The organism is Kocuria sp. HSID16901 (genome assembly GCF_003989425.1).
Classification (GTDB): domain Bacteria; phylum Actinomycetota; class Actinomycetes; order Actinomycetales; family Micrococcaceae; genus Rothia; species Rothia massiliensis.
The window spans coordinates 276747-299622 of sequence record NZ_RBLM01000003.1 but is presented as its reverse complement, the minus strand read 5'-3'; the positions used below and the strand labels follow the sequence as shown (position 1 = coordinate 299622).

22 protein-coding genes are annotated in these 22876 nt (G+C 62.6%); 5 read left to right on the top strand and 17 right to left on the bottom strand.

Going from position 1 to position 22876, the window contains the following annotated elements; translation table 11 throughout:
* Positions 1 to 1011, top strand: a complete 1011-nt coding sequence (locus tag D8M21_RS06460) for an inorganic phosphate transporter (RefSeq protein ID WP_048681792.1) — start codon at positions 1 to 3, stop codon at positions 1009 to 1011.
* A gap of 130 nt (positions 1012 to 1141) precedes the next feature.
* On the opposite strand, the gene pstB is transcribed toward D8M21_RS06460, so the two are convergent.
* From pstB to pstS, 4 genes are all read right to left on the bottom strand, one after another.
* Positions 1142 to 1921, bottom strand: a complete 780-nt coding sequence (gene pstB, locus D8M21_RS06455) for a phosphate ABC transporter ATP-binding protein PstB (RefSeq protein ID WP_048681794.1) — start codon at positions 1919 to 1921, stop codon at positions 1142 to 1144.
* Between the two features lie 28 nt (positions 1922 to 1949).
* Positions 1950 to 3062: a phosphate ABC transporter permease PstA gene (pstA, locus tag D8M21_RS06450; protein WP_048681799.1), complete on the bottom strand. Its 1113-nt coding sequence runs from the start codon at positions 3060 to 3062 to the stop codon at positions 1950 to 1952.
* On the bottom strand, positions 3059 to 4081 hold the full coding sequence (pstC, locus tag D8M21_RS06445; RefSeq protein WP_082156814.1) for a phosphate ABC transporter permease subunit PstC: 1023 nt from the start codon (positions 4079 to 4081) through the stop codon (positions 3059 to 3061). Before pstC ends, pstA begins: the two co-directional genes overlap by 4 nt.
* Positions 4082 to 4193: 112 nt before the next feature.
* Positions 4194 to 5297, bottom strand: coding sequence for a phosphate ABC transporter substrate-binding protein PstS (gene pstS / locus D8M21_RS06440; RefSeq protein WP_048681802.1), 1104 nt, complete (start codon positions 5295 to 5297; stop codon positions 4194 to 4196).
* 242 nt (positions 5298 to 5539) lie between these two features.
* Here pstS and D8M21_RS06435 point away from each other — a divergent pair, with 242 nt between their 5' ends.
* From D8M21_RS06435 to disA, 3 genes are read left to right on the top strand one after another with little or no spacing between them, the layout of a single operon-like run.
* Positions 5540 to 6745, top strand: coding sequence for an FUSC family protein (locus tag D8M21_RS06435; protein ID WP_082156837.1), 1206 nt, complete (start codon positions 5540 to 5542; stop codon positions 6743 to 6745).
* A 30-nt stretch (positions 6746 to 6775) separates the two neighbouring features.
* Positions 6776 to 8191 carry a DNA repair protein RadA gene (gene radA / locus D8M21_RS06430; protein WP_048681805.1) on the top strand — a complete coding sequence of 472 codons (1416 nt, stop codon included), beginning with the start codon at positions 6776 to 6778 and terminating at the stop codon, positions 8189 to 8191.
* Positions 8192 to 8234: 43 nt separating this feature from the next.
* Positions 8235 to 9305: a DNA integrity scanning diadenylate cyclase DisA gene (gene disA, locus D8M21_RS06425; RefSeq protein ID WP_048681808.1), complete on the top strand. Its 1071-nt coding sequence runs from the start codon at positions 8235 to 8237 to the stop codon at positions 9303 to 9305.
* Positions 9306 to 9429: 124 nt separating this feature from the next.
* Here the strand turns inward: disA and D8M21_RS06420 are convergent, their stop codons facing one another.
* Positions 9430 to 10248, bottom strand: a complete 819-nt coding sequence (locus D8M21_RS06420) for a hypothetical protein (RefSeq protein WP_126855730.1) — start codon at positions 10246 to 10248, stop codon at positions 9430 to 9432.
* Between the two features lie 67 nt (positions 10249 to 10315).
* Between D8M21_RS06420 and D8M21_RS06415 the strand changes: the two genes are divergently transcribed.
* A complete protein-coding gene (locus D8M21_RS06415) occupies positions 10316 to 11323 on the top strand; it encodes an A/G-specific adenine glycosylase (RefSeq protein ID WP_048681815.1) in 1008 nt (335 codons plus the stop codon).
* Positions 11324 to 11338: 15 nt separating this feature from the next.
* On the opposite strand, the gene D8M21_RS06410 is transcribed toward D8M21_RS06415, so the two are convergent.
* The 12 genes from D8M21_RS06410 to folB all read right to left on the bottom strand — a co-directional run bounded on the left by D8M21_RS06410 (position 11339) and on the right by folB (position 22830).
* Complete coding sequence (locus D8M21_RS06410; protein ID WP_048681818.1) at positions 11339 to 11866, bottom strand: amino-acid N-acetyltransferase; 528 nt, start codon at positions 11864 to 11866, stop codon at positions 11339 to 11341.
* A gap of 146 nt (positions 11867 to 12012) precedes the next feature.
* Positions 12013 to 14625: an ATP-dependent Clp protease ATP-binding subunit gene (locus tag D8M21_RS06405; protein WP_126855729.1), complete on the bottom strand. Its 2613-nt coding sequence runs from the start codon at positions 14623 to 14625 to the stop codon at positions 12013 to 12015.
* A 198-nt stretch (positions 14626 to 14823) separates the two neighbouring features.
* Positions 14824 to 15168: a histone-like nucleoid-structuring protein Lsr2 gene (locus D8M21_RS06400; RefSeq protein WP_048681824.1), complete on the bottom strand. Its 345-nt coding sequence runs from the start codon at positions 15166 to 15168 to the stop codon at positions 14824 to 14826.
* 210 nt (positions 15169 to 15378) lie between these two features.
* A complete protein-coding gene (locus tag D8M21_RS06395) occupies positions 15379 to 15573 on the bottom strand; it encodes a hypothetical protein (RefSeq protein ID WP_238651096.1) in 195 nt (64 codons plus the stop codon).
* A gap of 60 nt (positions 15574 to 15633) precedes the next feature.
* The gene (gene lysS, locus D8M21_RS06390; RefSeq protein WP_082156838.1) at positions 15634 to 17082 is read right to left on the bottom strand and encodes a lysine--tRNA ligase; all 1449 of its coding nucleotides are present in this window, start codon (positions 17080 to 17082) and stop codon (positions 15634 to 15636) included.
* 122 nt (positions 17083 to 17204) lie between these two features.
* Positions 17205 to 18161 carry a pantoate--beta-alanine ligase gene (gene panC, locus D8M21_RS06385; RefSeq protein ID WP_053089998.1) on the bottom strand — a complete coding sequence of 319 codons (957 nt, stop codon included), beginning with the start codon at positions 18159 to 18161 and terminating at the stop codon, positions 17205 to 17207.
* A 116-nt stretch (positions 18162 to 18277) separates the two neighbouring features.
* Complete coding sequence (locus D8M21_RS06380; protein WP_048681831.1) at positions 18278 to 19216, bottom strand: Rossmann-like and DUF2520 domain-containing protein; 939 nt, start codon at positions 19214 to 19216, stop codon at positions 18278 to 18280.
* Positions 19209 to 20807, bottom strand: a complete 1599-nt coding sequence (locus D8M21_RS06375; RefSeq protein WP_126855728.1) for a PH domain-containing protein — start codon at positions 20805 to 20807, stop codon at positions 19209 to 19211. The genes D8M21_RS06380 and D8M21_RS06375 overlap by 8 nt, the downstream gene beginning before the upstream one ends.
* A complete protein-coding gene (locus tag D8M21_RS06370; protein ID WP_082156816.1) occupies positions 20807 to 21403 on the bottom strand; it encodes a PH domain-containing protein in 597 nt (198 codons plus the stop codon). The genes D8M21_RS06375 and D8M21_RS06370 overlap by 1 nt, the downstream gene beginning before the upstream one ends.
* Entirely contained in the window at positions 21381 to 21908 is a 528-nt protein-coding gene (locus D8M21_RS06365; RefSeq protein WP_048681837.1) for a DUF3180 domain-containing protein, read from the bottom strand. Before D8M21_RS06365 ends, D8M21_RS06370 begins: the two co-directional genes overlap by 23 nt.
* Entirely contained in the window at positions 21905 to 22417 is a 513-nt protein-coding gene (folK, locus tag D8M21_RS06360) for a 2-amino-4-hydroxy-6-hydroxymethyldihydropteridine diphosphokinase (protein ID WP_048681838.1), read from the bottom strand. The genes D8M21_RS06365 and folK overlap by 4 nt, the downstream gene beginning before the upstream one ends.
* Positions 22414 to 22830, bottom strand: a complete 417-nt coding sequence (gene folB, locus D8M21_RS06355; protein ID WP_048681841.1) for a dihydroneopterin aldolase — start codon at positions 22828 to 22830, stop codon at positions 22414 to 22416. The genes folK and folB overlap by 4 nt, the downstream gene beginning before the upstream one ends.
* Between the last annotated feature and the right edge of the window lie 46 nt (positions 22831 to 22876).

The following is a 22876-nucleotide window of genomic DNA, read 5'->3' as shown; positions in this document are numbered from 1 at the left end:
GTGGCCTACGTCCTCTTCGCCGTGTGCGGGGTTTTCCTCCTAGGCTTCACCGCGATCGTATGCTTCCACGACGCCTCGAATTCCATCGCGGTGCCGGTTCGCGCCCGCGCCCTAACGCCCAAGATTGCCCTCGGCCTCAACGCGTTCTTCAACGTCCTCGGCCTCGCAGTCGGAGCCCTCACCTTCTCATCGAGCACGTTTTTGTGGCTCGACATTCCTCACGACTCGATCGGCCTGGCGGTGCTGACGTCGTCTCTTCTGACGGTTATCCTGTGGGAGTTGATCACCTGGTGGCGTCGGGTTCCTTCGTCGTCGACTAATGCCCTCTTCGGGGCGATCGTAGGAGCGCTCTGGGCCACCCAACACGTTGGGCTCGGGGACCATGCCAGTATCACCGCACGTCCGCTGATCGACGTCATTCTGCCGTTGGTCATCGCTCCGCTGGCCGCCTTCACCCTTGCCTGGATTCTGGTCATCCCCCTCGTCAACCTCTTCCAGCATGCGGGTCCGGACGGCATCCATCGTCAGTCACGGTTCGTTCTCACGCTCAGCGCCTCGGCCATTTCCCTGGGTCACGGCATATATTTCGGTCATCGCGTCATGATCATCGCCGCGATGATGTTTCTCTCGATCGGCCAACCCCTCAGCCAGGTCCAGGCCATGTGGTGTTGCCTTCTGTTGGGCGTCATGATGGTGATCGGCTGCTTGCTCGGAAGTTGGCGCATCAGCCACACCATCGCCGACCGTCTCGTGCGGATCGACCCGTTCCGCGGAGCCATTGCCCAAGGGGTCACCGCGGTCCTCATTTTTCTGACGGGTTCCGTCGCCAAAGACCCCTTCTCTTCCTCACACTTGGCGGCTTCCGCCGTGCTCGGTGCGGGATCGAATCAACGATTCCACGCGGTTCGGCCCCACATGGCCGCACGTTTGGTCATGATGTGGGCCGTCACCTTGCCCATTTCGGCGGTTGGCTCGGCGATCTTCTTCCTCGCGCTCTCACCATTGTTGTAATTCCAAGGCCCCGCCGGCTCCTCACGACGACGCCCGAGCGGGCCAGCACCAGGCGCGGGAGTTAACGCGAAACGCCCGCGACGTCGTGCCGTTTCCGAGCGACGTCGCGGGCGTGCACGCCTCATGCGGCCTAGCCGAAGCGTCCGGAGACGTAGTCTTCCGTGGCCTTTTCCTTCGGATTGTTGAAGATCTCCTGCGTGGGAGCGTATTCGATGAGTTTGCCGGGCTTACCGGTTCCGGCGATGTTGAAGAACGCGGTCTTGTCGGACACACGAGCAGCCTGCTGCATGTTGTGCGTGACGATGACGACCGTGTACTCCTCTTTGAGCTCGTTGATGAGGTCCTCCACAGCGAGCGTGGAGATCGGGTCGAGCGCGGAGCACGGCTCATCCATCAGAATCACGTCGGGACGCACCGCGATGCTTCGCGCGATGCACAGGCGCTGTTGCTGACCGCCGGAGAGGCCGGATCCGGGCTTCTCCAGGCGGTCCTTGACCTCTTCCCAGAGGTTGGCGCCCCGAAGGGAAGACTCCACGAGTTCATCGGCATCGCTCTTGGAGATGCGACGGGAGTTCAGCTTGACGCCGGCCAGCACGTTATCGCGAATGGACATCGTCGGGAATGGGTTCGGGCGCTGGAAGACCATGCCGATCTGCGACCGAACACGAACCGGGTCGACGTTCTTGCCGTAGAGGTTTTCACCATCCAGATTCACCTTGCCCTCCACGTAGGCACCGGGAATGACCTCGTGCATGCGGTTCAGGGTGCGGAGGAACGTCGACTTGCCACAACCCGAGGGGCCGATGAACGCCGTGACGGATCGCGGTTCGATCGCGATAGAAATATCATCCACCGCGAGGAAGTCGCCGTAGTAGACGTTGAGGTGCTCGACGTCGATGCGTTTGGACATGTGTTTCCTTTACTTCGGTTCGACGGGCTCAGCGGCCGGTCTTGGGGGCAAAGACTTTGGAGATCAGGCGTGCGATCAGGTTCAACACCATCACGATCACGATCAGGATCAAGGCCGCAGCCCAGGCGCGGTCCGCGGAGACCTCGGGGGCCGTCGGCGATGTCGGGTTCATGATCTGGTAGTAAATGAACGTCGGCAGCGTCGTCATCCATCCGCTAAACGCGTTGTAGTTGATGCTGGCGACGAATCCGGCGGTGACGAGGATCGGTGCCGTCTCGCCAATCACGCGAGCGATGGCCAGGGTCACGCCGGAGGAAATGCCGGAGATCGCCGTCGGGATCACGACTTTGGTGATGGTGCGCCATTTCCGGACGCCCAAGGCGTAGGACGCCTCGCGCAATTCGTTGGGAACGATCTTGAGCATCTCTTCCGTGTTTCGCACGACCGTCGGGATCATGAGCACGGACAGCGCCACGGAGGCGATGAATCCAAATCGGGCCGACGGGTCGCCGAGCACCTGGACAAACAGGGCGACGGCGAACAGACCGGCGACGATCGAGGGGATGCCGGTCATGACGTCCACCAAGAACGTGATGATGCGTCCGATCCACCGGAAGGCCCTGTTGGCGCTGCTGTATTCGGTCAAGAACACCGCGGTCAGAAGGCCAATCGGAACCGACATCACGGCAGCCCACAACGTGATCATCAGCGTGCCGATAATCGCGTGATAGGCGCCGCCGTAGGCCGGGCCGCCGCTCTTGGTCTGATTATCCGTGACGCCGCTGACGCCGTTCATCGATGTGCTGAGGACGTTGCCGGACAGCCCGGGGATTCCGCGACTCAGCACGACCCAGATCACCGAGATCAAGGGGATCAGTGCGAGGATGAAGGCCCCGTACACGAGGTAGCGGGCGAATGCGTCTTTTCCTTTGCGTCCGCCTTCGATGGAACCGACCACGATCGGGCCGACGACCACGAAGATGATGGCCGCGAACACGGCCCAGAGTCCGATGCTGAATCCCACGAGGGCCGAAAGAGCGGCACCGAGGATGATGGCACCGGCGCCGATGGCGTACGGCAACCAGCTCGGAGCTTGGCCGCCCGTCAATTTCGAGGGGGTGTGCGTACTCGTGCTCGTCATGAGTTAGCTCCAGAGAAATTCTTGTAGCGGCTGACCACCAGGCGGGCGAGCAGGTTGACCACGAGGGTGATGGCGAACAAGACCAGGCCCGCGGCGATGAGCTCGTTCAGGCGCAGGCCGTATGCCTCCGGGAAGTTCAACGCAATTTCCGAAGCGACCGTCTGGTTACCGGATTGAATGAGCGACGGGTTGAACGGGCCGCCGGAGAGAACCAGCGTGACGGCCATGGTCTCGCCCATTGCGCGACCCAGAGCCAGCATGATCGACGAGATGATGCCTGCCCGGGCGAACGGGAAGACGGTCATGCGGACCATTTCCCATTTCGTCGCGCCGAGGCCGAGGGCCGCTTCTTGCTGCAGGACCGGAGTTTGAGCGAAGATCTCGCGACACATTGCCGTGATGATCGGCAAAATCATGATGGCCAGCACGATGCCGGCGGTCAGGATGGTCTTGCCCGTCGCCGTGGCCGGTCCCTCAAAGATGGGGAGGAAGCCGAAGACCTCGGACAACCAGTCGTAGAACGGCACAATCTTCGGGGCCAGCACGGATGCGCCCCACGCGCCGAAGATCACCGAAGGGATCGCGGCGAGGAGGTCAATCACGTATCCCACGGCTTTCGCGAGTCGCGGCGGAGCGTAGTGGGAAATGTACAGAGCAACGCCAATTCCCACGGGCGTCGCGAGCAGAAGGGCGATGGCGGATGCGATCAGAGTGCCGACCACCAGCGGCCAGATGTACGCACCGAAGCCCTTGCCACCGGTGATCTGAGAGGCGCTGGCCCCGAAAACCGGAGAGGCCTGCCACGTCAGGAAGAAGGCGACCGCCGCCAGGACAACGAGGATGATGGCACCGGCGATCACGGTGACGCTCGCGAAGGCCTTGTCCTGAGCCGGCCCGCCCTTGACGTTGGAGCCCGACTTCTTGGTATCGCGGCGGGATCCTTGGGGCTCGTTGTCGTGGTCGTCCCCGGGCGTGGACTGCACGCCGTGCTCGGGAACCGTCGACGAAGAATGAGACATGAATCCTCGAGACTCTCTACTGATCGGTGGTGAAAGTTTTGCAAGAGATTCCCGCCAGGGCCGGTGGGCTCTGACGGGAATCTCGATCAACCGTCATGGTGACGGCTGGGTGTTACTTGGTCTTGATCGAGTCGATCGCCTTCTTGGCGTCTTCCTGCATGCTCTTCGGCAGCTCGGCCGACTTGGCAGCGGAAGCAGCCGACTTCTGGCCGTCCTCGCTCACGACGTAGTTCTCGAAGCCCTTGACCAGGTCGACGGTCTTCTGATCCTTGTAGGTGGAGCAGACGATGTGGTACGAAACCAGGACGATCGGGTAGGAACCGTCGTTCGGGGTGCGGTTCAGCTCGAGCGACATGTCGTGCTCGCCGCGGCCTTCAACCTTCTTGGAGCTCTCGACGGCCTTCGAAGCGGAATCGGCGGAAACCTTGACGAAGTCCTCGCCGTCCTTGACCTTGGCGGTCTTCAGATCGCCCACGGCCGACTCATCGGCGTAAGTGATCGCACCGTCGGTGCTCTGGGTGGTGGAGACGACGCCGGAGGTGCCCTTGTTGGCTTCACCGGCGAAATCCTTCGGCCAGTCGCCGGAGGCCTTCTGGCCCCAAGCGCCGTCAGAGGCCTTCTCGAGGTAATCGGTGAAGTTCTCGGTGGTGCCCGAGTTATCCGAACGGTGAACCACGGTGACCGGGGTGCTCGGGAGCTTGGCGTCCGGGTTGAGCTTCTTGATGGCCTCGTCGTCCCAGGTCTTGATCTCGCCCTTGAAGATCTTGGCGATGGTCTGGGCGTCGAGGTTCAGCTCGTCAACACCCTTGACGTTGAAGGCAACGGCGATCGGGGAAACGTAGACGGGGATGTCCATCGCTCCGTCGGGGCCGCACTGCTCCTTGGCCTGGTTGTACTCCTCGTCCTTGAGGTGAGCATCAGAGCCGGCGAAGTTTGCACCGCCCGACAGGAATGCCTTGCGGCCCGCGCCGGAGCCATCCGGCGAGTACTGGACCTCGGCGCCGGAGTTGGCGTTCTGGAAGTCGGTCTGCCACTGGGTCATGGCTGCCTGCTGGGCGGAGGAACCGACGCCGGAGAGCTTGCCGGAGACGTTGGCCGAAGCGGCGCTGTTGTCCGACTCGGACTTGCCAGTGGCGTTATCCGAACCGCAAGCGGTCAGTGCGATGGTGCCGACGGCCGCGATAGCGGCGAAGCGTCCGATGCGAGAGATCTTCACGAAAGGTACCCCTTCAAGAGTGCTATGTGTTTCGGCGTCCAAGGCCGCCAATTCAGGCCGCGGATCATCCGGGATGTGTAGTGGACCGGTAGAAACCGTTAATGTCCGTTGGAGGAACTCGCGAGTACTACCCCAACACCACTCAACGCTAAGGAGACCAGGTATCCGCGGGGGCAGTTCTCGGTGAACGGGACGTGAACTTTTCTCCTCTCGGTGATTGGGCCGCCGACTATGATGACCCCATGGCCGGAAATACCTTGACTCAGCGGGCACGGTCCGCGCGCAAAGAACTCACATCACGAGTTCGGCTAGGTATGTCGCGAGTTCGGGCCGGTTTCTTCCAATCGGTTCAGATCACGGCGGCCGCGGTGGGTGCCTACTTCATTGCGGAGGCCCTCCTCGGCCATCACCAACCGCTCTTCGCTGCTACCGCCGCGATCGTCTCTCTCGGGTATGTCCGTGGCGGCAACCACATGCGCCGCATCCTGGAAGTGGCCATCGGCTGCACGCTCGGCATCGCCGTCGGCGACGGTCTCATGTATTTCCTCGGGCGAGGGCCGCTCCAGGCCATCGCCGTTCTCCTCGTTTCCCTGTTATTGGCTCGATTTCTCGACAACGGGACCATCTTTTCGACCCAGATGGGCCTGCAAGCCGTGCTCGTCGTGCTCCTTCCTCCCGCGATCGACGGCCCTTTCGCGCGAAGCTTCGACGCCGTCATCGGCGGCCTGTGTGCGCTGCTGATCATTGCCCTGGTCCCTCAGGACCCTCGGCGTCAGCCCAAGGACGAAATGATCCAATTGACGAGGGAATTCTCGCGAGTCCTTCGAGAGGCTTCGGAAGCGATCGGTCACTACGATGCGTCTCGGGCGTGGCATGCCTTGGCCCGTGCCCGCAAGACCCAACCGTTGCTCGATGCCATAGAATCCTCGCTAACGACCAGCAAGTCCTTGGCCAGGGTCGCGCTGACCCGTCGTCAAGCACTCGACGACGTACGGGCCTACGAACGTGCCCTGCGAGGATTCGACTACTCCATCCGAAACGCGCGGGTGCTGGTGCGACGCATCGCGAACGTCATCACCACGGTGCACCTACGGGACGAAGCGATCCACTCCCTGCACGACGTCCTCCTCGAACTGTCCGAAGCCGTGGACGTTTTGGGGCTCTCCCTCCAGGCGCAGTCGGCGGATGCTCGGGACGCCATGCGCCGTAGGGCCCGGATTGACCTCAGCTCGACCGCCTCAAAGCTCGACCCGCAAGCGATGGGGGTCCGGACCTATCAGGGTGAGGCTTTGGTCATGATGATTCGTTCCCTCACGGTAGATCTGCTCGTCCTCACCGGGATGGAGAATCAGGCCGCCAGCAAGGTTTTGGTGACGATTCATCAGGAGCTCACCGAGGCGATGGACGTGGTGGATCCGGACGATACGCCGCACCGCAAGAACTCTTAAGTTGTCAGTGCCGGCCCGTACGATGCTCGTATGAGCCCCGCACGAAAAACCTCTCGCAATACCAACGCCTACCGATGCCGCGAATGCGGCTGGACCACGGCCAAGTGGGTCGGTCGATGCGGGGAATGTCAGCAATGGGGCACCATCGAGGAGGTGGGCGGTCAGACCGTGGCGCGCACCGCCCCCGCCCGAACCGTCGAGACTCCGGCACGTCCCATCGCCGAGGTCGATGCTTCCGTCGCGCAATTTGCCAGCACCGGAATTGAAGAATTCGATCGCGTGCTCGGTGGCGGGTTGGTGCCAGGTGCCGTGATTCTCATGGCCGGTGAGCCCGGCGTCGGTAAATCCACACTTCTGCTCGACGTCGCGGCGACTTTCGCGAGGGGCGAGCGTGCAGGGACCGACACCGCGTCTCAGGGGCACGATGTCCTGTACGTCACCGGCGAGGAATCCTCCGCTCAGGTCAAGCTGCGGGCCGATCGCATAGGCGCCGTCTCGGATACCTTGTACCTCGCGTCGGAAACCGATCTCGGGTCCGCGTTGGCCCACATCGAGGCCGTAGCCCCTCGCCTCCTGATCGTGGACTCCGTGCAAACCCTCGCAAGCGCCGAGGTCGAAGGCTCAGCCGGAGGCGTCACCCAGGTCCGGGAGGTCTCCGCTTCGATCATCGCGGAGGCCAAGAAGCGCAACATGACCACGCTGTTGGTGGGGCACGTAACCAAGGAAGGCACCATCGCCGGCCCCCGGCTCCTGGAGCACCTGGTGGATGTCGTGTGTCAGTTCGAGGGGGATAAGAACTCCCGCATCCGCATGTTGCGGGCGGTCAAGAACCGCTTTGGTCCGACCGACGAAGTGGGTTGCTTCGATCTGGTCGAAGACGGCATCTCCGGAGTCTCGGATCCTTCAGGATTATTCGTCTCCCGCACGGCCCACCCCGTGGCGGGCACGTGTTTGACGGTCACGATGGAAGGCCGGCGTCCCTTGCTCGCCGAAGTTCAGGCCTTGCTCGACGAGTCCTCGACGGCTCAGCCCAGGCGTGCCACGGCAGGGCTCGACTCCGCGCGGACCGCGATGCTCCTGGCGGTGCTTCAGCGTCGCGCCGGATTCAACGTCGGCAAACTCGATTGCTACCTCTCGACGGTCGGTGGAGTCAGACTCACCGAACCGGCGGCAGACCTCGCGACGGTCATGGCCCTCGCCTCGGCGGCGGAAGACCGCCCACTCCCCCGAAAGCTCGCCGTCTTTGGCGAGGTCGGCCTGGCGGGCGAGGTTCGAGCGGTCCCCGGGATCCGCCAGCGCATCGCGGAAGTTGCCCGGTTGGGCTTCACCCACGTCATGGTTCCGGCCTCCCCCGCTGGCGTGGACGGCATTCCCGAGGGCGTGCATGTCAAAGAGGTCTCGTCCGTCGTCGAGGCCGTGGACACGCTGTTCCCGGGGCGCTCGTGATCCTCACCGTGCACCGTCGATTTCACACGTTAGGCTGGTGAACGTGCCTACCTCCCGCAAAAACCAACTCAAGAAGACTCTGGCTTTGCTCGCGCCAGGAACACAGTTGCGCGACGGTCTTGACCGGATTCTTCAGGGCCGAACCGGAGCGCTCATCGTGCTTGGCGCCGGTGAGGCCGTCACCTCGATCGCCAGCGGTGGATTTGTGATCAACACCGAATTTTCGGGGACCGGCCTGCGGGAGCTGGCCAAGATGGACGGCGCGATCATCTGCAACAAAGAGGTGACCACGATCCACCAAGCGGGCGTCCAGCTGATGCCCGACCCGGAGATCACCACCACCGAATCCGGAACCCGTCATCGCACCGCAGAACGCGTTGCGAAGCAAACGGGCTGCCCGGTCATTTCGGTCTCCAAATCGATGAGCGTGATCACCATTTATGCCGACGGCCAGAGGTATCCCCTGGAAAATTCCCAGGAGATCATGGCCCGCGCCAACCAGGCGATTCAGACCCTGGAGCGATACACGGTTCGCCTCGAACAAGAACTCTCCAACCTCTCGGCCCTCGAAATCGAGTCTGCCGTGACCGTCCGGAACGTGGCTCTGACGCTGCAACGGCTCGAACTCGTCCGTCGCATTTCGGAGGAGATCGGGGACAGCGTCGTCGAACTCGGCGATCAGGGGCGCATGGTGGCGATGCAGCTGGAAGAGCTCGTGCTCAACCAGCCGACGACGGAACTCGTGTTCCGGGACTATCTCCCCGATTCAGCCAACCCCAAGGTGATCCGACGCGCGCAGAAAAGCCTCGCCGAGCTCTCCCCCGTGGAACTCGCCGACCCCGTGGCCGTCGCCCGCGCCGTCGGGCTGCCTGGCGGAGCAGACTTGGACTACACGCTGCACCCGTGCGGGTACCGGCTCCTCAATGGCGTGAAGTCGATCCCGCGGAGCGTCGCCGAGCGTCTGGTGGAGAGGTTCAACGGCCTCCAAACCTTGATGGCCGCCAACCTGGAAGACCTCCGCAGCGTGGAAGGCATCGGGGAATACCGGGCGCGCAGCATTCGCGAATCCCTCGCCCGCATGGCCGAATCCAGCCTGTTAGACCGGTTCATGTAACCGTCGGCGCCCTGAGCTCTCCGCCAGAACACTGAGGTCGTCGGCACAATTCGCACAGAGCCCCCGGAAGGTGATCCTTCCGGGGGCTCTGCGGTCAGCGGTTCCTGCTCGGGGCGACTAACGCCTACTGAATGACGATCGGTTGGCGTTCGCTCGGAACCCCATTCACGGAAACCGTCAGCCAGTAGTAGCCCGGCTGAACGGACTGGGATGCGGCTCCACAACCGACACTGTTAATGGTGCGGTCCCAGGACTGAGAGGTCGTCTCACTGGCACCCGGCTGGATGGTGGCTTCCTTCGGTGCGGTGGCTGGCCCGCAATTATTGGTCGAGTAAACGTCGGCAGGGCCGGAAGTGATGTCGTAGGTGACCTTGGCTGAGCTGAGGTCCATCGTGCACGGGTTCTGCGCGGTGTTCTTGATGGTCGCCGTCATCACCGGGTTCTCCCCCGGACCAAAGGTTTTCTTATCCACGGCGGCCTGAACCTGAATGTTCGAACCGCAGGCCTCAACCTTGGCGGGTTCGCTGGGCTTCGGTGCCGGCGCGGCTTCGGCGGATGACTCGCTCGGTGATGGCGAAGCCGTGTCAGACGGTGAGGCGGAACCGGAAGCAGAGGGTTGGTTCGAGCCGCTGGGCGACCCACTGGGCGAGGCAGAAGCAGAGGCAGAGGCAGATCCGCTCGCGGAGGCCGACGAGGTAGGCCGTGCGCTGAAGCTCGCAAAATTATCGGTCGCCGACGAGGACGAGCTCGAGGCCCCGCCACCACCGAGACTCGCGGCAACTTTGCCGATGGCAAAGACGACGGCCCACACCACCAGGATGATGACCAAAAGGGCCAGGATCACCGCAATGATTCGGCGACGGCGATATACCTCGGGTGCCTCGCGCTGGTAGCCGCTCTCCTCGTATTCCCCATCCTGCATGGGGTCTTCATACTCTGCCATGTGTCTAAGGCTACTAAAACAATTTCCCAACTCAGCGCACGAAACGAGCCACTACAGTGGTCACGTCATGAATTATTCGACTCCAGCGAGCACCACGCCTTCCCGCGGCCTCAGGCAACCGGTTTCAGAGCCCTCGCTCCCCTCTCCGGAGCGGCTCCAGCGACTCCATCACGACGTCGTACGCTGGTATTCCGAACACGCGCGGGAGCTGCCGTGGCGGAGTCCGGACCGCACGCCATGGCAGGTCATGGTCAGCGAGTTCATGCTCCAGCAAACCCCGGTGATCCGTGTGCTCCCCCGGTGGCACGAGTGGATGCGCCTGTGGCCAGAGCCCGCCGACCTTGCCCGCGCCTCGACCGGCGAAGCGGTCCGTCAGTGGGGTCGCCTCGGGTACCCACGCCGTGCCCTGCGATTGCACGCCGCGGCCGTGGCCATTACGGAGAAACATGACGGGCAGGTTCCGGAAAGCTACGACGACCTGCTGGCCCTTCCCGGCGTCGGCTCGTACACCGCCGCCGCCATTTCGGTCTTCGCTTTCGGTCACCGCCAAACGGTGATCGATACCAATATCCGCAGGGTCCATGCCCGGGCCGTCACCGGTAAGGCGTTGCCGTCGAAGTCTTTGACGGCCGCGGAATCTCGCCTCGCGGATGCGCTCATGCCGGAGGACGACGACGCCGCGGTCGCGTGGAATTCCGCCGTCATGGAGCTGGGAGCGTTGGTGTGCACGGCTCGAGCGCCCCGGTGCGATGAATGCCCCATTCTCCACGATTGCGCGTGGGTGGCCGCGGGACGTCCCGAACCGGAGTACGTTCCCCGAGGTCAGTCCTGGAAAGGAACGGACCGGCAGGCGCGCGGAGCGGTGATGGCCGTGTTGCGACAGGCGGAGCGCCCCGTCCCGCAAGAATCCCTGCTCAGCCCCACGGACGCCGCCCCGAACGTACCCGAGAAGCCTCTGGCGGCCCTCCGGGACCTTGGGTCGAGTCGTGAACAACTCGAGCGTTGCATCGATGGCCTCGTGAAGGACGGCCTCGCACACCGCGACTCCGACGGCGCGTTGTCGCTTCCTCGATAGCGGTTCTCGGCCTCGCTACGCCGTAAGAAACCGAATCATGCGGGTGTTCCCCAAAGTATTGGGCTTAACCCGTGCGAGATCGAGGAATTCGGCGACACCTTGGTCATGAGAGCGCAACAGTTCGGCGAACACGTCAGGGTCGATCGTCTCCTGATGGGTCATGACCTCAAAGCCCATCCGGCGGAAGAATTCGACCTCGAAGGTGAGGCAAAAGACGCGGGTCACCCCGATCGTCTGAGCCCGCTCAAGGAGCGCCTCGACCAGCATGCGCCCCACGCCCCGCCCACGGGCTTCCGACGACGCAGCGAGGGTGCGAACCTCTCCAAGGTCTTCCCACAAGATGTGGAGGGCCCCGCAACCCAAGAGTCTGCGATTGCCGCCCGATTCGTCGGTCTCCTCGACCACCAGGAATTCTTGGATGGCCTCGAAATAGTCCACGGCCTCCTTGGCGATGAGGGCTCCGGAATCCACGTACGGCTGCACCAGCCGGCGAATCTCGGTCACATCGGTGGTTCGGGCGGGGCGCAGCGTCAGGGTCGTCATGGGCGTCGAGTTTACGCCTCCCCTAGTGGCGGGTGAACGTCGTCGCCCTGTACGCACAGGTTGTTAACGACGTCGGGGCCGGCCCTGAGAAGGGCCGGCCCCGAAGGATGCGGCGTCACCGGTTGACCGGCGACCTCCGCTTGAGGTTACGCCGTCGCAGATCCTGCCGCGCCGCCGCTACCGCCGCCGTCGTAACGGGTAGGGGTCGACGGGCGGGAGACCTGCTGGGTGTCCGGGTTCGAATCGGTCGATTCCGAGTCTCCGTAGTCGAATCCGTCGTCGGAGAGTTCAGACATCTTCTGCGACGAGAGCGTGAAGGTCGCGTCGTCGCCTTCGCCCTCGACATCCACCGTGATCTTCTCGCCGGACGTGATCTCGCTGTAGAGAATCTTCTCCGAGAGCTGGTCCTCGATCTCGCGCTGCATCGTCCGACGCAACGGGCGGGCACCCATCGCGGGATCGTAGCCGCGCTCACCGATCAGCTTCTTGGCGGCGTCGGTCAGCTCGATGGACATGTCCTTCTCGCGCAACCGCTCGGCCAAACGGGCCACGAACAGGTCCACGATCTGGATGATCTCTTCCTCGGAGAGCTGCGGGAAGACGATGATGTCATCCACGCGGTTCAGGAACTCGGGGCGGAAGTGCTCCTTGAGCTCTTCCTGCACCTTGGCCTGCATGCGCTCGTAGTTGGTCGTCGGATCCTCATGGGACTGGAATCCCACGGGGACGCGGCGGGAGATGTCCTTGGTGCCGAGGTTGGTCGTCATGATGATGACGGTGTTCTTGAAGTCCACGACGCGGCCCTGAGAGTCGGTCAGGCGACCGTCCTCGAGGATCTGCAACAGCGAGTTGAACAGGTCCGCGTGGGCTTTCTCGACCTCGTCGAACAGAACCACGGAGAACGGCTTGCGACGCACCTTCTCGGTGAGCTGGCCGCCCTCTTCGTAACCCACGTATCCGGGAGGAGCACCGAAGAGTCGCGACACCGTGTGCTTCTCCTGGTACTCGGACATGTCCAAGGTGATCAGGGCGTCGTCGTCACCGAACAAGAATTCCGCGAGGGCCTTGGCGAGCTCGGTCTTGCCGACGCCGGTGGGGCCGGCAAAGATGAACGAACCACCGGGACGGCGGGGATCCTTGAGCCCGGCTCGGGTACGGCGGATCGAGCGGGACAGAGCCTTGATGGCGTTGTCCTGGCCGATGACGCGGCGGTGAAGCTCCGACTCCATGTTGAGGAGGCGGCCGGATTCTTCGTCCGTGAGCTTGTACACCGGAACACCTGTGGCCGCGGCGAGCACCTCGGAAATGACGTCGGGAGTGACCTCGCCCATGGCGGAGTCGCTCTCCTTCCACTTCTCTTCCTGCTCGTCCTTCTCCGCGATGAGCTTCTGCTCCTTGTCACGCAGGGAGGCGGCCTTTTCGAAGTCCTGCCCGTCGATCGCGGCCTCCTTTTGGGAACGCAATTTGGCAATGCGTTCCTCGAGATCGCGGATCTCGGGCGGGGCGGTGAGGCGCTTGATGCGCAGTCGAGCGCCCGCCTCGTCGATCATGTCGATGGCCTTATCCGGCAAGAAACGATCCGAAATGTACCGAGCGGAAAGGCTCACGGCGGCTTCCAGAGCTTCGTCCGAAATGGTCACGCGGTGATGCGCCTCGTACTTGTCGCGCAATCCCTTGAGGATCTGGACGGAGTGCGCTTGAGAGGGTTCGTCCACCTGGATGGGCTGGAAACGACGTTCCAGCGCGGCGTCCTTCTCAATGTGCTTGCGGTACTCATCGAGCGTGGTGGCGCCGATGGTCTGCAATTCACCACGAGCCAGCATGGGCTTGAGGATCGAGGCGGCGTCGATGGCGCCTTCCGCGGCACCCGCGCCGACGAGCGTGTGGATCTCGTCGATGAACAGAATGATGTCACCGCGGGTGCGGATCTCCTTGAGGACTTTCTTGAGGCGTTCCTCAAAATCACCGCGGTACCGGGACCCTGCGACGAGGGATCCGAGGTCCAGCGTGTAGAGGTGCTTGTCCTTGAGCGTTTCCGGAACATCGCCGCGCACAATCGCCTGAGCCAAACCTTCGACGACGGCGGTCTTACCGACGCCCGGCTCACCGATGAGCACGGGGTTGTTCTTGGTGCGGCGAGACAGAACCTGCATGACGCGCTCCATCTCCTGGAAACGGCCAATCACAGGGTCCAACTTGTTTTCGCGAGCCTGTGCGGTCAAGTTGGTGCCGAACTGGTCCAAAACGGCCGAGCCTGCCGGAACCCCATCCTTGCCGCCGGCGCCGACGCCCGCGGTCTCCTTGGAGTCGCCCGAGCCGCCCTGATATCCCGAGATCATGTCGATCACGGTCTGGCGGACGCGAGAGGGCTCTGCGCCGAGTTTCGAGAGAACCTGCGAGGCCACGCCCTCTCCGGCCCGAATGAGGCCGAGCAGGATGTGTTCGGTTCCGATGTAGTTGTGTCCGAGCTGAAGCGCTTCACGCAGTGAGAGCTCGAGGACCTTTTTGGCGCGGGGCGTGAAGGGGATGTGCCCGCTGGGAGCCTGCTGGCCAGGCCCGATGATGTCTTGCACCTGCTCACGGACGGAAGAAAGGGTCACGCCCATGGATTCCAACGCCTTGGCGGCGATGCCTTCACCTTCATGGATCAGACCCAGCAACAGATGCTCTGTGCCGATGTAATTGTGGTTGAGCATGCGGGCCTCTTCTTGAGCCAGCACCACAACACGCCGTGCGCGGTCCGTAAACCGTTCAAACATAGGTGATCTCCTTGTACGTCTTTGACTCGATGCTACGCAGAGAAAATCCCTGATCCTGAGCTGTTCGCCAGCGGCGAGACGACATAAAGCTCAGGGCGGAAAATGCGTCTGCATTTCCGCCCTGAGCTGGAAAATTACCTCTCAAGCAACTCCTCATCGGAGAAGATTCGTCGCCTCAGGCAATTTCTCGTAAATGACTTAGGAGTCCTTCTTACGTGCCGCGTAGTACGCGTCCTGAATCTCCTGGTGAATGCGGCCGCGGTCGGAAACGTTGTAACCGTTGTCCTTGGCCCACTTACGGATCAACGCGGTCTCAGGGTTACGAACCTGACCCGAGCCCTTGGCCGACGTGCGAGCGGCGGTACGAGCCTGCACGCGCCGAGCCTTGGCGGCGTAAGGACGGATCGCATCCCGGAGCTTAGCGGCGTTCTCGGAGGTGAGGTCAATTTCGTACTGACCGCCATCCAGACCAAAGCGAACCGTCTCGTCTGCCGAGCCGCCCTCGAGGTCATCTTCCAGAATGATCTTTACTTTCTGAGCCATGAATGTCTCCTCAATCCTTGTGAGCATCCGGCCGGCGCGGATTTGCGTTCTCGACCGTAAAAACGATGAGCGATGCCAGTGTCCCCAACACTCGAATCGCGACACTAAAGCCAATGTGACTTTTTATTCGTATGAGTCACAGGTTATCAATCAAAAGAAGAAATTCACAGTCGAATCCGCAGGATCAGCAATGTACTTCCTGGGAATTACTTATGAATCCTTGTCAGCGCGGGGTTGGAAAATCTCTCCATCGCCCTCTCGCTGTCGAATTTCCTCATACCAACGCCGTGCGTCGTCCTCCGAGGTGCTGCGTGCTTTACGTTCTGCGCTGTCCGCCCGGAACGCCCAGCGCATCAACACGTAGAAGACGACGCCGATCGCCACAGATGGCAGTAAAACGGCCACATATTCCACGGCTTGACCTTCTCTCCGGGCAACGAGGCCCGATCCTTGGATTACCCGAATCTATTCGGGTTTCATCAGCGGAAACAGAATGGTTTCGCGGATGCCCAATCCAGTAAACAACATGATCAAACGATCAATTCCCAAACCGAATCCGCCCATCGGCGGTGCCGCATGTTCCAGGGCGCGCAGGAAATCCTCGTCCAATTGCATGGCTTCTTCGTCGCCACCCGCAGCCATCCGAGACTGTTCGGTCAGGCGTTCACGCTGAATCACCGGGTCGATCAACTCGGAGAATGCCGTTCCGCGCTCCATGCCACCAATGATGAGGTCCCAGGCCTCAATAACCCCGGGCTTCGAACGGTGCGGACGCGCAAGCGGCTGGGCCGACGGCGGATAATCACACACAAAGGTCGGATTAATGAGCGTAGGCTCCACGAATTCTTCAAACAGCTCCATGACGAGCTTCTCGGCGCCCCACGCGGGGTCCACCGAGACGTCGCGCTGCCGGGCGATCTCACGCAGGGTTTCGGCGGGCGTCTCTGGGGTAATCTCCTGGCCCACGGCCTCGGACAGGCCCGGGTAGACGCCAAGCCACTGCCACTCACCCGTGAGGTCCACGGTTCCGGCGTCGGTCTCGATCTGATGAATGCCCACGGCATCCGCGCAGGCCATGATGATCTTGTGGATCAGCTCGGCCATCGTGAACTGGTCACCGTAGGCTTGGTAGGCCTCAATCGTCGTGAATTCGGGGCTGTGGGTCGAATCCACACCCTCATTCCGGAAGACTCGTCCCATCTCAAAGACCCTGTCGATGCCGCCCACTACCGCGCGCTTGAGGTACAGCTCGGTCGCGATGCGCAGCGTCATGTCCTGGTCGAAGGCGTTGAGGTGCGTGGCGAAAGGCCGAGCGGTCGCGCCGCCGTGCACGAGCTGCAACATCGGGGTTTCGATCTCGATGTAGCCTTCGTCGATCATCACCTGGCGAACGGTGTTGATGATCTTGGCCCGGCGTCGGACGACTTCCTGCGCTTCCGGACGCACCATGAGGTCCAAGTACCGCTGGCGGATTCGGGTTTCCTCGTTGAGGTCCTTGTGGAGGGTGGGCAAAGGACGCAGTGACTTGGATGCCATGCTCCACTCGTCCACCATCACGGAGAGCTCTCCGCGGCGAGAACTGATGACCTCGCCGTGCACGAACACGTGGTCTCCCAGGTCTACCAGGGCTTTCCAGTCATCCAGGTTGTCCTGGCCGGCCTTGGCCAACGAGATCATGGCCTGAAGGCGCGTGCCGTCGCCGGCCTGGAGGCTCGCGAAGCACAGCTTGCCGGTATTGCGCACGAACACCACGCGACCGGCCACGCCGACGACGTCGCCCGTTTCATCGCCGGCTTCCAAACCTTCGTACTGCTCGCGAATGGACTGGATGGTTCGCGTGACGGGCACGCCGACCGGGTACGACTCGCGGCCCCGCTTCAGCAATTCCGCGCGTTTGTCCATGCGGATTCGCATCTGCTCGTTGACCTCGGCGGAGGTATCGGTGGCGTGCGGCTGCTGGGAGGTCGAATCTGAGGTAGTCACGGTCTCAAGCCTATCGTTGGTTCCTGGAAGGAAAGGTACGGGGAAGCGAACTTCTAGATGACGTCCATGTTGTCCAACAGGCGCGTCTCGCCCACCCGGATCGCCGCTAGCGCGGTGGCACGTTCGGAATTTTCGGTTGGGGCCGCGAAGGTCGTGGGATCAACGATCTCCAGATATTCGAGTTCGACACCGTCGCGCTCTGAAATGCGCTCCCTCGCGGCGTCGACGTCGATACCTGCATACCCACGGGAGAGGCCTTCCTCGCGCAGCAGGGCCAAGGTCCGAGACAGGACGAGGGCCGCACGGCGTTGCTCCGGGGAAAGGTAAACGTTGCGAGAAGAAAGAGCGAGGCCATCGTCGTCGCGGACTATGGCCACCGGGCACACGGTGATGGGGATGTTGAAGTCCGCAACCATGCGTTGCACCAGGGCGACTTGCTGAGCGTCTTTTTGCCCGAAGTAGGCCCGGGCGCGGTACGTTCCCGCCGCCGAGACGACCACGTTGAAGAGCTTATTGACCACGGTCAAGACGCCGTCGAAGTGCCCCGGTCGGGCCGCGCCTTCAAACATGGTGCCCAGTTTTCCTGAGCTGACCCGCACGAGCGGCTCACCATCCGGGTACATGGCCTCGAGATCCGGGGCGAACGCGATGTCCACGCCGTATTCGCGGAGCATCTCGAGGTCTTTCTCCTCGGTTCGAGGGTACTTCTCGTAATCCTCATTCGGACCGAATTGGAGGGGGTTCACGAAGAGGGAGACCGCGACGACGTCGTTCTGTTCCCGAGCGCGACGGATGAGGGTCGCGTGGCCCTGGTGGAGGGCGCCCATCGTGGGGACGAGGCCCATGGTCGCGACGCGGGGCTGGCCGGGTTCGCTGGCCGGGTCCATTCCCTCAGAGGTGATCCGCTCGGATTCTTCCGCGTGGATTCGAGCCTCGGCTTCGCCCATTCGTTGGCTGATCTGGGCGAAAAATTCTTCCAGGGTGCGAGCAACATAAAGCTCACCCGTCATAGTCGTCCTTCCTTCACCGGTACCAGACGTCATGTCGACCTCTCTGGCCGACCCGGTAAGTGAGGCCGACGCGCAGAGAACAGTCTCGCCCGATGCGTGAACGGCCGCTACAAAGTTTACTGATCTGTCTCGTCGCTTTCACTTCCAGACCCCTCATCGAGAGCCAGAGCACGAAGAATACGACGATATGACTCGTCCCCCAGAGCACCGCGGCGGTGCGCACGTTCGGCGCTGGCCCTAGCCAACGCCAGGTAAGCCTCCCCGATGTCTGGGGCGCCCTCTTCCGAGGCGAAGCCTCGCAAGATGTCGCGATGGGACTCGACCGTTCCGACGTCGCCGCGCACCACCGGTCCGGTGAGGGCGCTGTCCCCCGACGCCAGCGCGTTATCCACGCTGGCTCGCACGAGCGGACCGAGCAACTCCCCCGGGTCGTCGACGCCGATGCTGGCCAAGATCTGTGAGGCCTGTCCGAGAAGAGTCACGGTGTGATTCGACGCGTGTGCCAAGGCGGCGTGATAGAGAGGGCGATCCCCCTCCGCGATGGGCACGGGCTCTCCACCCATCTCCACCACAAGTGCCTGAGCAATCGGGAGGAAAGGACCTGGAGCCGTCACACCAAATGAGGCGGTTCGCAGACGCGTGAGGTCCAGGGACAAACCCGTAAACGTCATGGCGGGATGGATGGCGAGCCCGATCGCGCCCACTTCACGCCCCGGACCCAAGACGTCGATGCCGTAGCGCCCAGAAGTGTGAATCAGGATTTGCCCCGAAGAGAAGTGACCCCCGCTGGCCAAGCCCGCGATCAAAGATTCCAGGGCGTCGTCGGGCACCGCAAAGAGAACCACCTCGCTACGTTCCACGATCTCTGGAATCTGCAGGACCGGGACCTCTGGCAGGAGCGCTTCGGCCCGGGTACGTGACTCTTCCGACACGGCGTGTACGCCCACGATCGCGTGCCCCGCGGCGTGCAACGCGGCGCCCAGAACGGCGCCCACGCGACCCGCCCCAATGATGCCGATGCCGAGACGTCCGGGGCGGTGAGAGGCTTCAGTCACGTGGTATTTCGCTTTCGGTCAAAGATTTCCATGGTGCACTCGACGATCCGCCGGTCGCAGCCGAAACGTCAAGTCGGCGGGCGAAGGAGGCACGTTCGGCCTGCTCCCGAATGAGTTGGCGGGCGTCGTCGAGGTCGAGGTGTTCGACCAGCGTGTCGACGGTTCCTCCCACAGAGTCGAGGCGGACATCCGCGAGCCGTAGTCGGCGCGTGATCGGTCCATTAATAATGGCCGCCGATTGCGTTCGCGCGTGCGGAATGACCGAGAGCCGACGGTTTAACCACCCTCTACGGAAGAGCAAGAGTTCCCGTGTGCTGGCGTAGCCGTTCCGCCGATACTCCAACGGGTCCAGCCACCGCGAGCGCCGTGGGGCGACGACGAAACCGTGCTCGGAGCCATGACCTTCGAGGGCCTCGCGCAATGCGTAACCGTCAAGGCCACCGTCACTCGAGGATTCCACCACGTGCGGCAAGATGTTCAGCAGCTCTTGGCCCGTGCCTGCGGGCAAGAGGAGATGCTGGGAGTCCTCCCCTTTCAGAGTGCTCATTCCGGCGGAGTTAATCCGCACACGGAACCATCCCGGGAATCGCCAGAGCCACGGTTGTTCGATGCCGATCGCCTGGATTCGTCCGATCGGAATGGATTGCGCCGAGGTCGAGGTCAGCCCGTGACGCACCCGGAACCCTTCGGAGGTCCGCGCGATGCGGAAATTCGATCCCTCATTGATGCTGGACCAGATCACACTGCCGAAGCCCAAGACCGTCGGGATGAAGGTCACGAACCCCACGTCAGGCACGAAAACCGTAACCATCGCCGCGCCGAGAAGGACCACGGCGAGCCACAGGCCCGTACCTGATAAGAAGGTCGCCCCCAGCGCGCGTCCCACGGACATCTGGGCGAGGACGCGGCCTTCCGTGGGCTCGGTTCCTTCGACGACGGCGGGTGCGGTCGAGGCGCCGTTAGCGTGAACGGCTGGGCGCTCGCTCGTGGTGTGACGCCGGTCCGCGGCGGATTCCTCACTCAGGGGAGCCCCCTCCTCTGAGGCCTCACGCGCCAAATCATGCTTCTGGCCCAAGAGCCTGGATCTCAAGTTTTCGGCATCTCGCCGGCGCAAATATTGCAGGTGAAGGGTGGAATCTCCGGAGTCTGCGACGTTAAACCGCAGTTCCGCCAACCCCACCAACCGGGCGAAAAACGGTTGAGAAATTTCGATGGTCTGCACTCGGTCCAAACGGGCCTGTTTATCGCTCCGGAAGACCAAGCCTCTCCGAAGACGAACCGAATCGCTGGTCACGGCATACCGTGTAAACCACCAACTCCAGAACATGCCTCCTAGAAGGACGACGACCATTCCCGTGAAGCTGAGCCAGGCGATCAGGGTCAGCGACGCGATGGTTTGACCGATCCCTCCCCAGAACTCGTTGGCACCTTGGTCGCCTTCGATAACGTCCTCCAGGACGTTCCTACCCAGAGTAAAGATGACAACGGCGATGGCCACCCAAAAACGTGCCAAGGGACTCAGCGGATGGACGCGCTCCCAGTGGGTTTCCTTCGAGTCATGGTGCGATCCGTCGGTGGTGTTCTCACTCATTAGAGCCCCGCGAGGCGGTCGTCGCCACGACGTGAAAGGTCTTCACGCAAGCGCGCGGCGTCATCGGCGCAGATGCCGCGAATTTTGGAATCCGTGGAGGAGGAAGCCGTGTGTATTTCCACCGTGGCCAATCCGAAGATTCGGTCGATGGGTCCCACGGAGACCTCGACGTATTGGAGGCGGCCGTATGGAATCGCGTTGACTCGATGCCGGATGACGCCGCGTCGAACCAGCAGGTCTTCTTCTCGTTCCACGTAGCCGTGGGCTCGCGCGCGCCGTGGAGTCAGCATCATGTTAATCACCACGCTCGCTGCAAGTAGCGCGGGAACGAGGATCGCCAGCCAGAGCCACGGCCAGGTCCAGATCCCGGTCAGCACCAAGATCAGGGGGATGCAAAGGAGGACGACGCCGATCAACCCATTGATTGCTTCGGACAGCAAAAGAACCTGGAGGAACCGACGATCTGGACGAATCCATTCGGTGTCCCAGGCGTCGAGGCTCCGGAGACGAGCCTCGAATTTCGGGCCACCGGGCCCTAAGCGTGGATGTTCGGGCGTGGACTCGAGCGGGCCATCAATGGTCTCCGTGTCGGGCATACCCGCCTTCTCCTTCGGGGTAGTCGTGAGCTCGTGCATCGCGAGAACCCTGAGAGTCCGTGGGGTCGTCCGGTGGGCGTTTACACCAGGTCTCCGCGAGACAGCCGGCAACACATACTCCGAACCCGACGACGACGTTTGCCACAGTCAGGGGCAGGTTCTCCGTTACTGAACGGTATCTCAAGAGGGAGAGGTCGTACAGCAGCAGACCCCCGGCCCACCCGAAGAGGAGCGCCCCGTAGACGGCGCATGTTTGCGCGAGGACCGCTATGCGGGAGGCGAAGACGGCGTTGATCGGTCGCCGCTTCGGTTCCTTGGTGTAGGCCCTCACACGCCAGGCGAGGGCCAAGGCCACGAGAGCCAACACCACGCTGAACGCGAGGGTAACCCAGGGCACCGTAAAGACGACGCGGCGCACGTCGGGCCATAGCCCACAGGCGACTCCGCTGACTGCCAAGGCAATGGCTGCCATCAACGCCAACCAACGGTACCGAAGGGGTTTCACGGCCTAACCTCGCCGTCCTTCTCGTCCAGATAGCCGCGGATGCCGTCTCGGTCCGCGGCCCGGGAGGCGAGGACCGCAACAGACTGGCCGTCGAGCTCGGCGTCGGGGTCCATCCGGGCCCAGGGCGCCAAGACGAAGGCACGTTCAGCGGCTCGCGGATGCGGTAGGCACAGCTCGGGTTCGTCCATGAACAGGTCGTCGAAGGTCACGATGTCCACATCGAGAGTGCGCGGCCCCCAGCGAATGGTCCGGACTCGGTGGAAGTCCTCTTCGATCTGCTGAGCGTGACGCAACAGCGAGAAGGGGCTCATTTCGGTGCGAATCCGGATGATCTGGTTGAGGTAATCCGGCTGCCCCGAGGGCCCACCCACTGCTGCGGTGACCGCGATGGGCGACGTCGCCTCGAGGGTGATCTTCTCGTGATCGATCAGAGCCGTGATGGCGCGCGCCAGGGTGTCGCGGGATTCGCCCAAATTCGAGCCGAGAGCGATGACGGAGACGGCGCTCATGTGTTCTCCCGGTAGATGGTCACGGCCACGTCGGCGAAAGTGACCTCGATGGGCGCTTTGGGTTTGTGGACGGTGATCTCCACCGCGGAAATCCCAAATTTTTCGAAGAGATTTTGCACAATGCGTTCGGCGAGCGCCTCGATGAGATTGAGAGGCGGACCAACGATGGCCTCTTTGATGGTCTCCGCGACCTCTCCGTAGTGGATGGTGTCGTGTAGGTCGTCGGTGCGACCGGCGGTCGCGCAATCGGAGAACAGCGTGACGTCCACGAAGAAGGGTTGACCCACCCGGCGCTCATTCTCGAAGACGCCGTGATAGCCCACGGCCCCGATGCCGGTGATCGAAATCTGATCCCGGCGGTCCGTGGCGTGGCGGGGCAACGCCATGCTCGCCGCTTCGAGCTTCTCCGTCATCTACTGGCCTTCCTTGTGGGTCCGTGGGGGCGCATCGCCGGTCGAT

Coding starts and splice junctions, on each gene's coding strand:
- pstB (WP_048681794.1), bottom strand. CDS start 1,921: ATGTCCAAACGCATCGACGTCGAGCACCTCAACGTCTACTACGGCGAC.
- pstA (WP_048681799.1), bottom strand. CDS start 3,062: ATGACGAGCACGAGTACGCACACCCCCTCGAAATTGACGGGCGGCCAA.
- pstC (WP_082156814.1), bottom strand. CDS start 4,081: ATGTCTCATTCTTCGTCGACGGTTCCCGAGCACGGCGTGCAGTCCACG.
- D8M21_RS06435 (WP_082156837.1), top strand. CDS start 5,540: ATGGCCGGAAATACCTTGACTCAGCGGGCACGGTCCGCGCGCAAAGAA.
- radA (WP_048681805.1), top strand. CDS start 6,776: ATGAGCCCCGCACGAAAAACCTCTCGCAATACCAACGCCTACCGATGC.
- D8M21_RS06420 (WP_126855730.1), bottom strand. CDS start 10,248: ATGGCAGAGTATGAAGACCCCATGCAGGATGGGGAATACGAGGAGAGC.
- D8M21_RS06415 (WP_048681815.1), top strand. CDS start 10,316: ATGAATTATTCGACTCCAGCGAGCACCACGCCTTCCCGCGGCCTCAGG.
- D8M21_RS06410 (WP_048681818.1), bottom strand. CDS start 11,866: ATGACGACCCTGACGCTGCGCCCCGCCCGAACCACCGATGTGACCGAG.
- D8M21_RS06405 (WP_126855729.1), bottom strand. CDS start 14,625: ATGTTTGAACGGTTTACGGACCGCGCACGGCGTGTTGTGGTGCTGGCT.
- D8M21_RS06400 (WP_048681824.1), bottom strand. CDS start 15,168: ATGGCTCAGAAAGTAAAGATCATTCTGGAAGATGACCTCGAGGGCGGC.
- lysS (WP_082156838.1), bottom strand. CDS start 17,082: ATGCGAATCCGCATGGACAAACGCGCGGAATTGCTGAAGCGGGGCCGC.
- panC (WP_053089998.1), bottom strand. CDS start 18,161: ATGACGGGTGAGCTTTATGTTGCTCGCACCCTGGAAGAATTTTTCGCC.
- D8M21_RS06375 (WP_126855728.1), bottom strand. CDS start 20,807: ATGAGTGAGAACACCACCGACGGATCGCACCATGACTCGAAGGAAACC.
- D8M21_RS06370 (WP_082156816.1), bottom strand. CDS start 21,403: ATGCCCGACACGGAGACCATTGATGGCCCGCTCGAGTCCACGCCCGAA.
- folK (WP_048681838.1), bottom strand. CDS start 22,417: ATGAGCGCCGTCTCCGTCATCGCTCTCGGCTCGAATTTGGGCGAATCC.
- folB (WP_048681841.1), bottom strand. CDS start 22,830: ATGACGGAGAAGCTCGAAGCGGCGAGCATGGCGTTGCCCCGCCACGCC.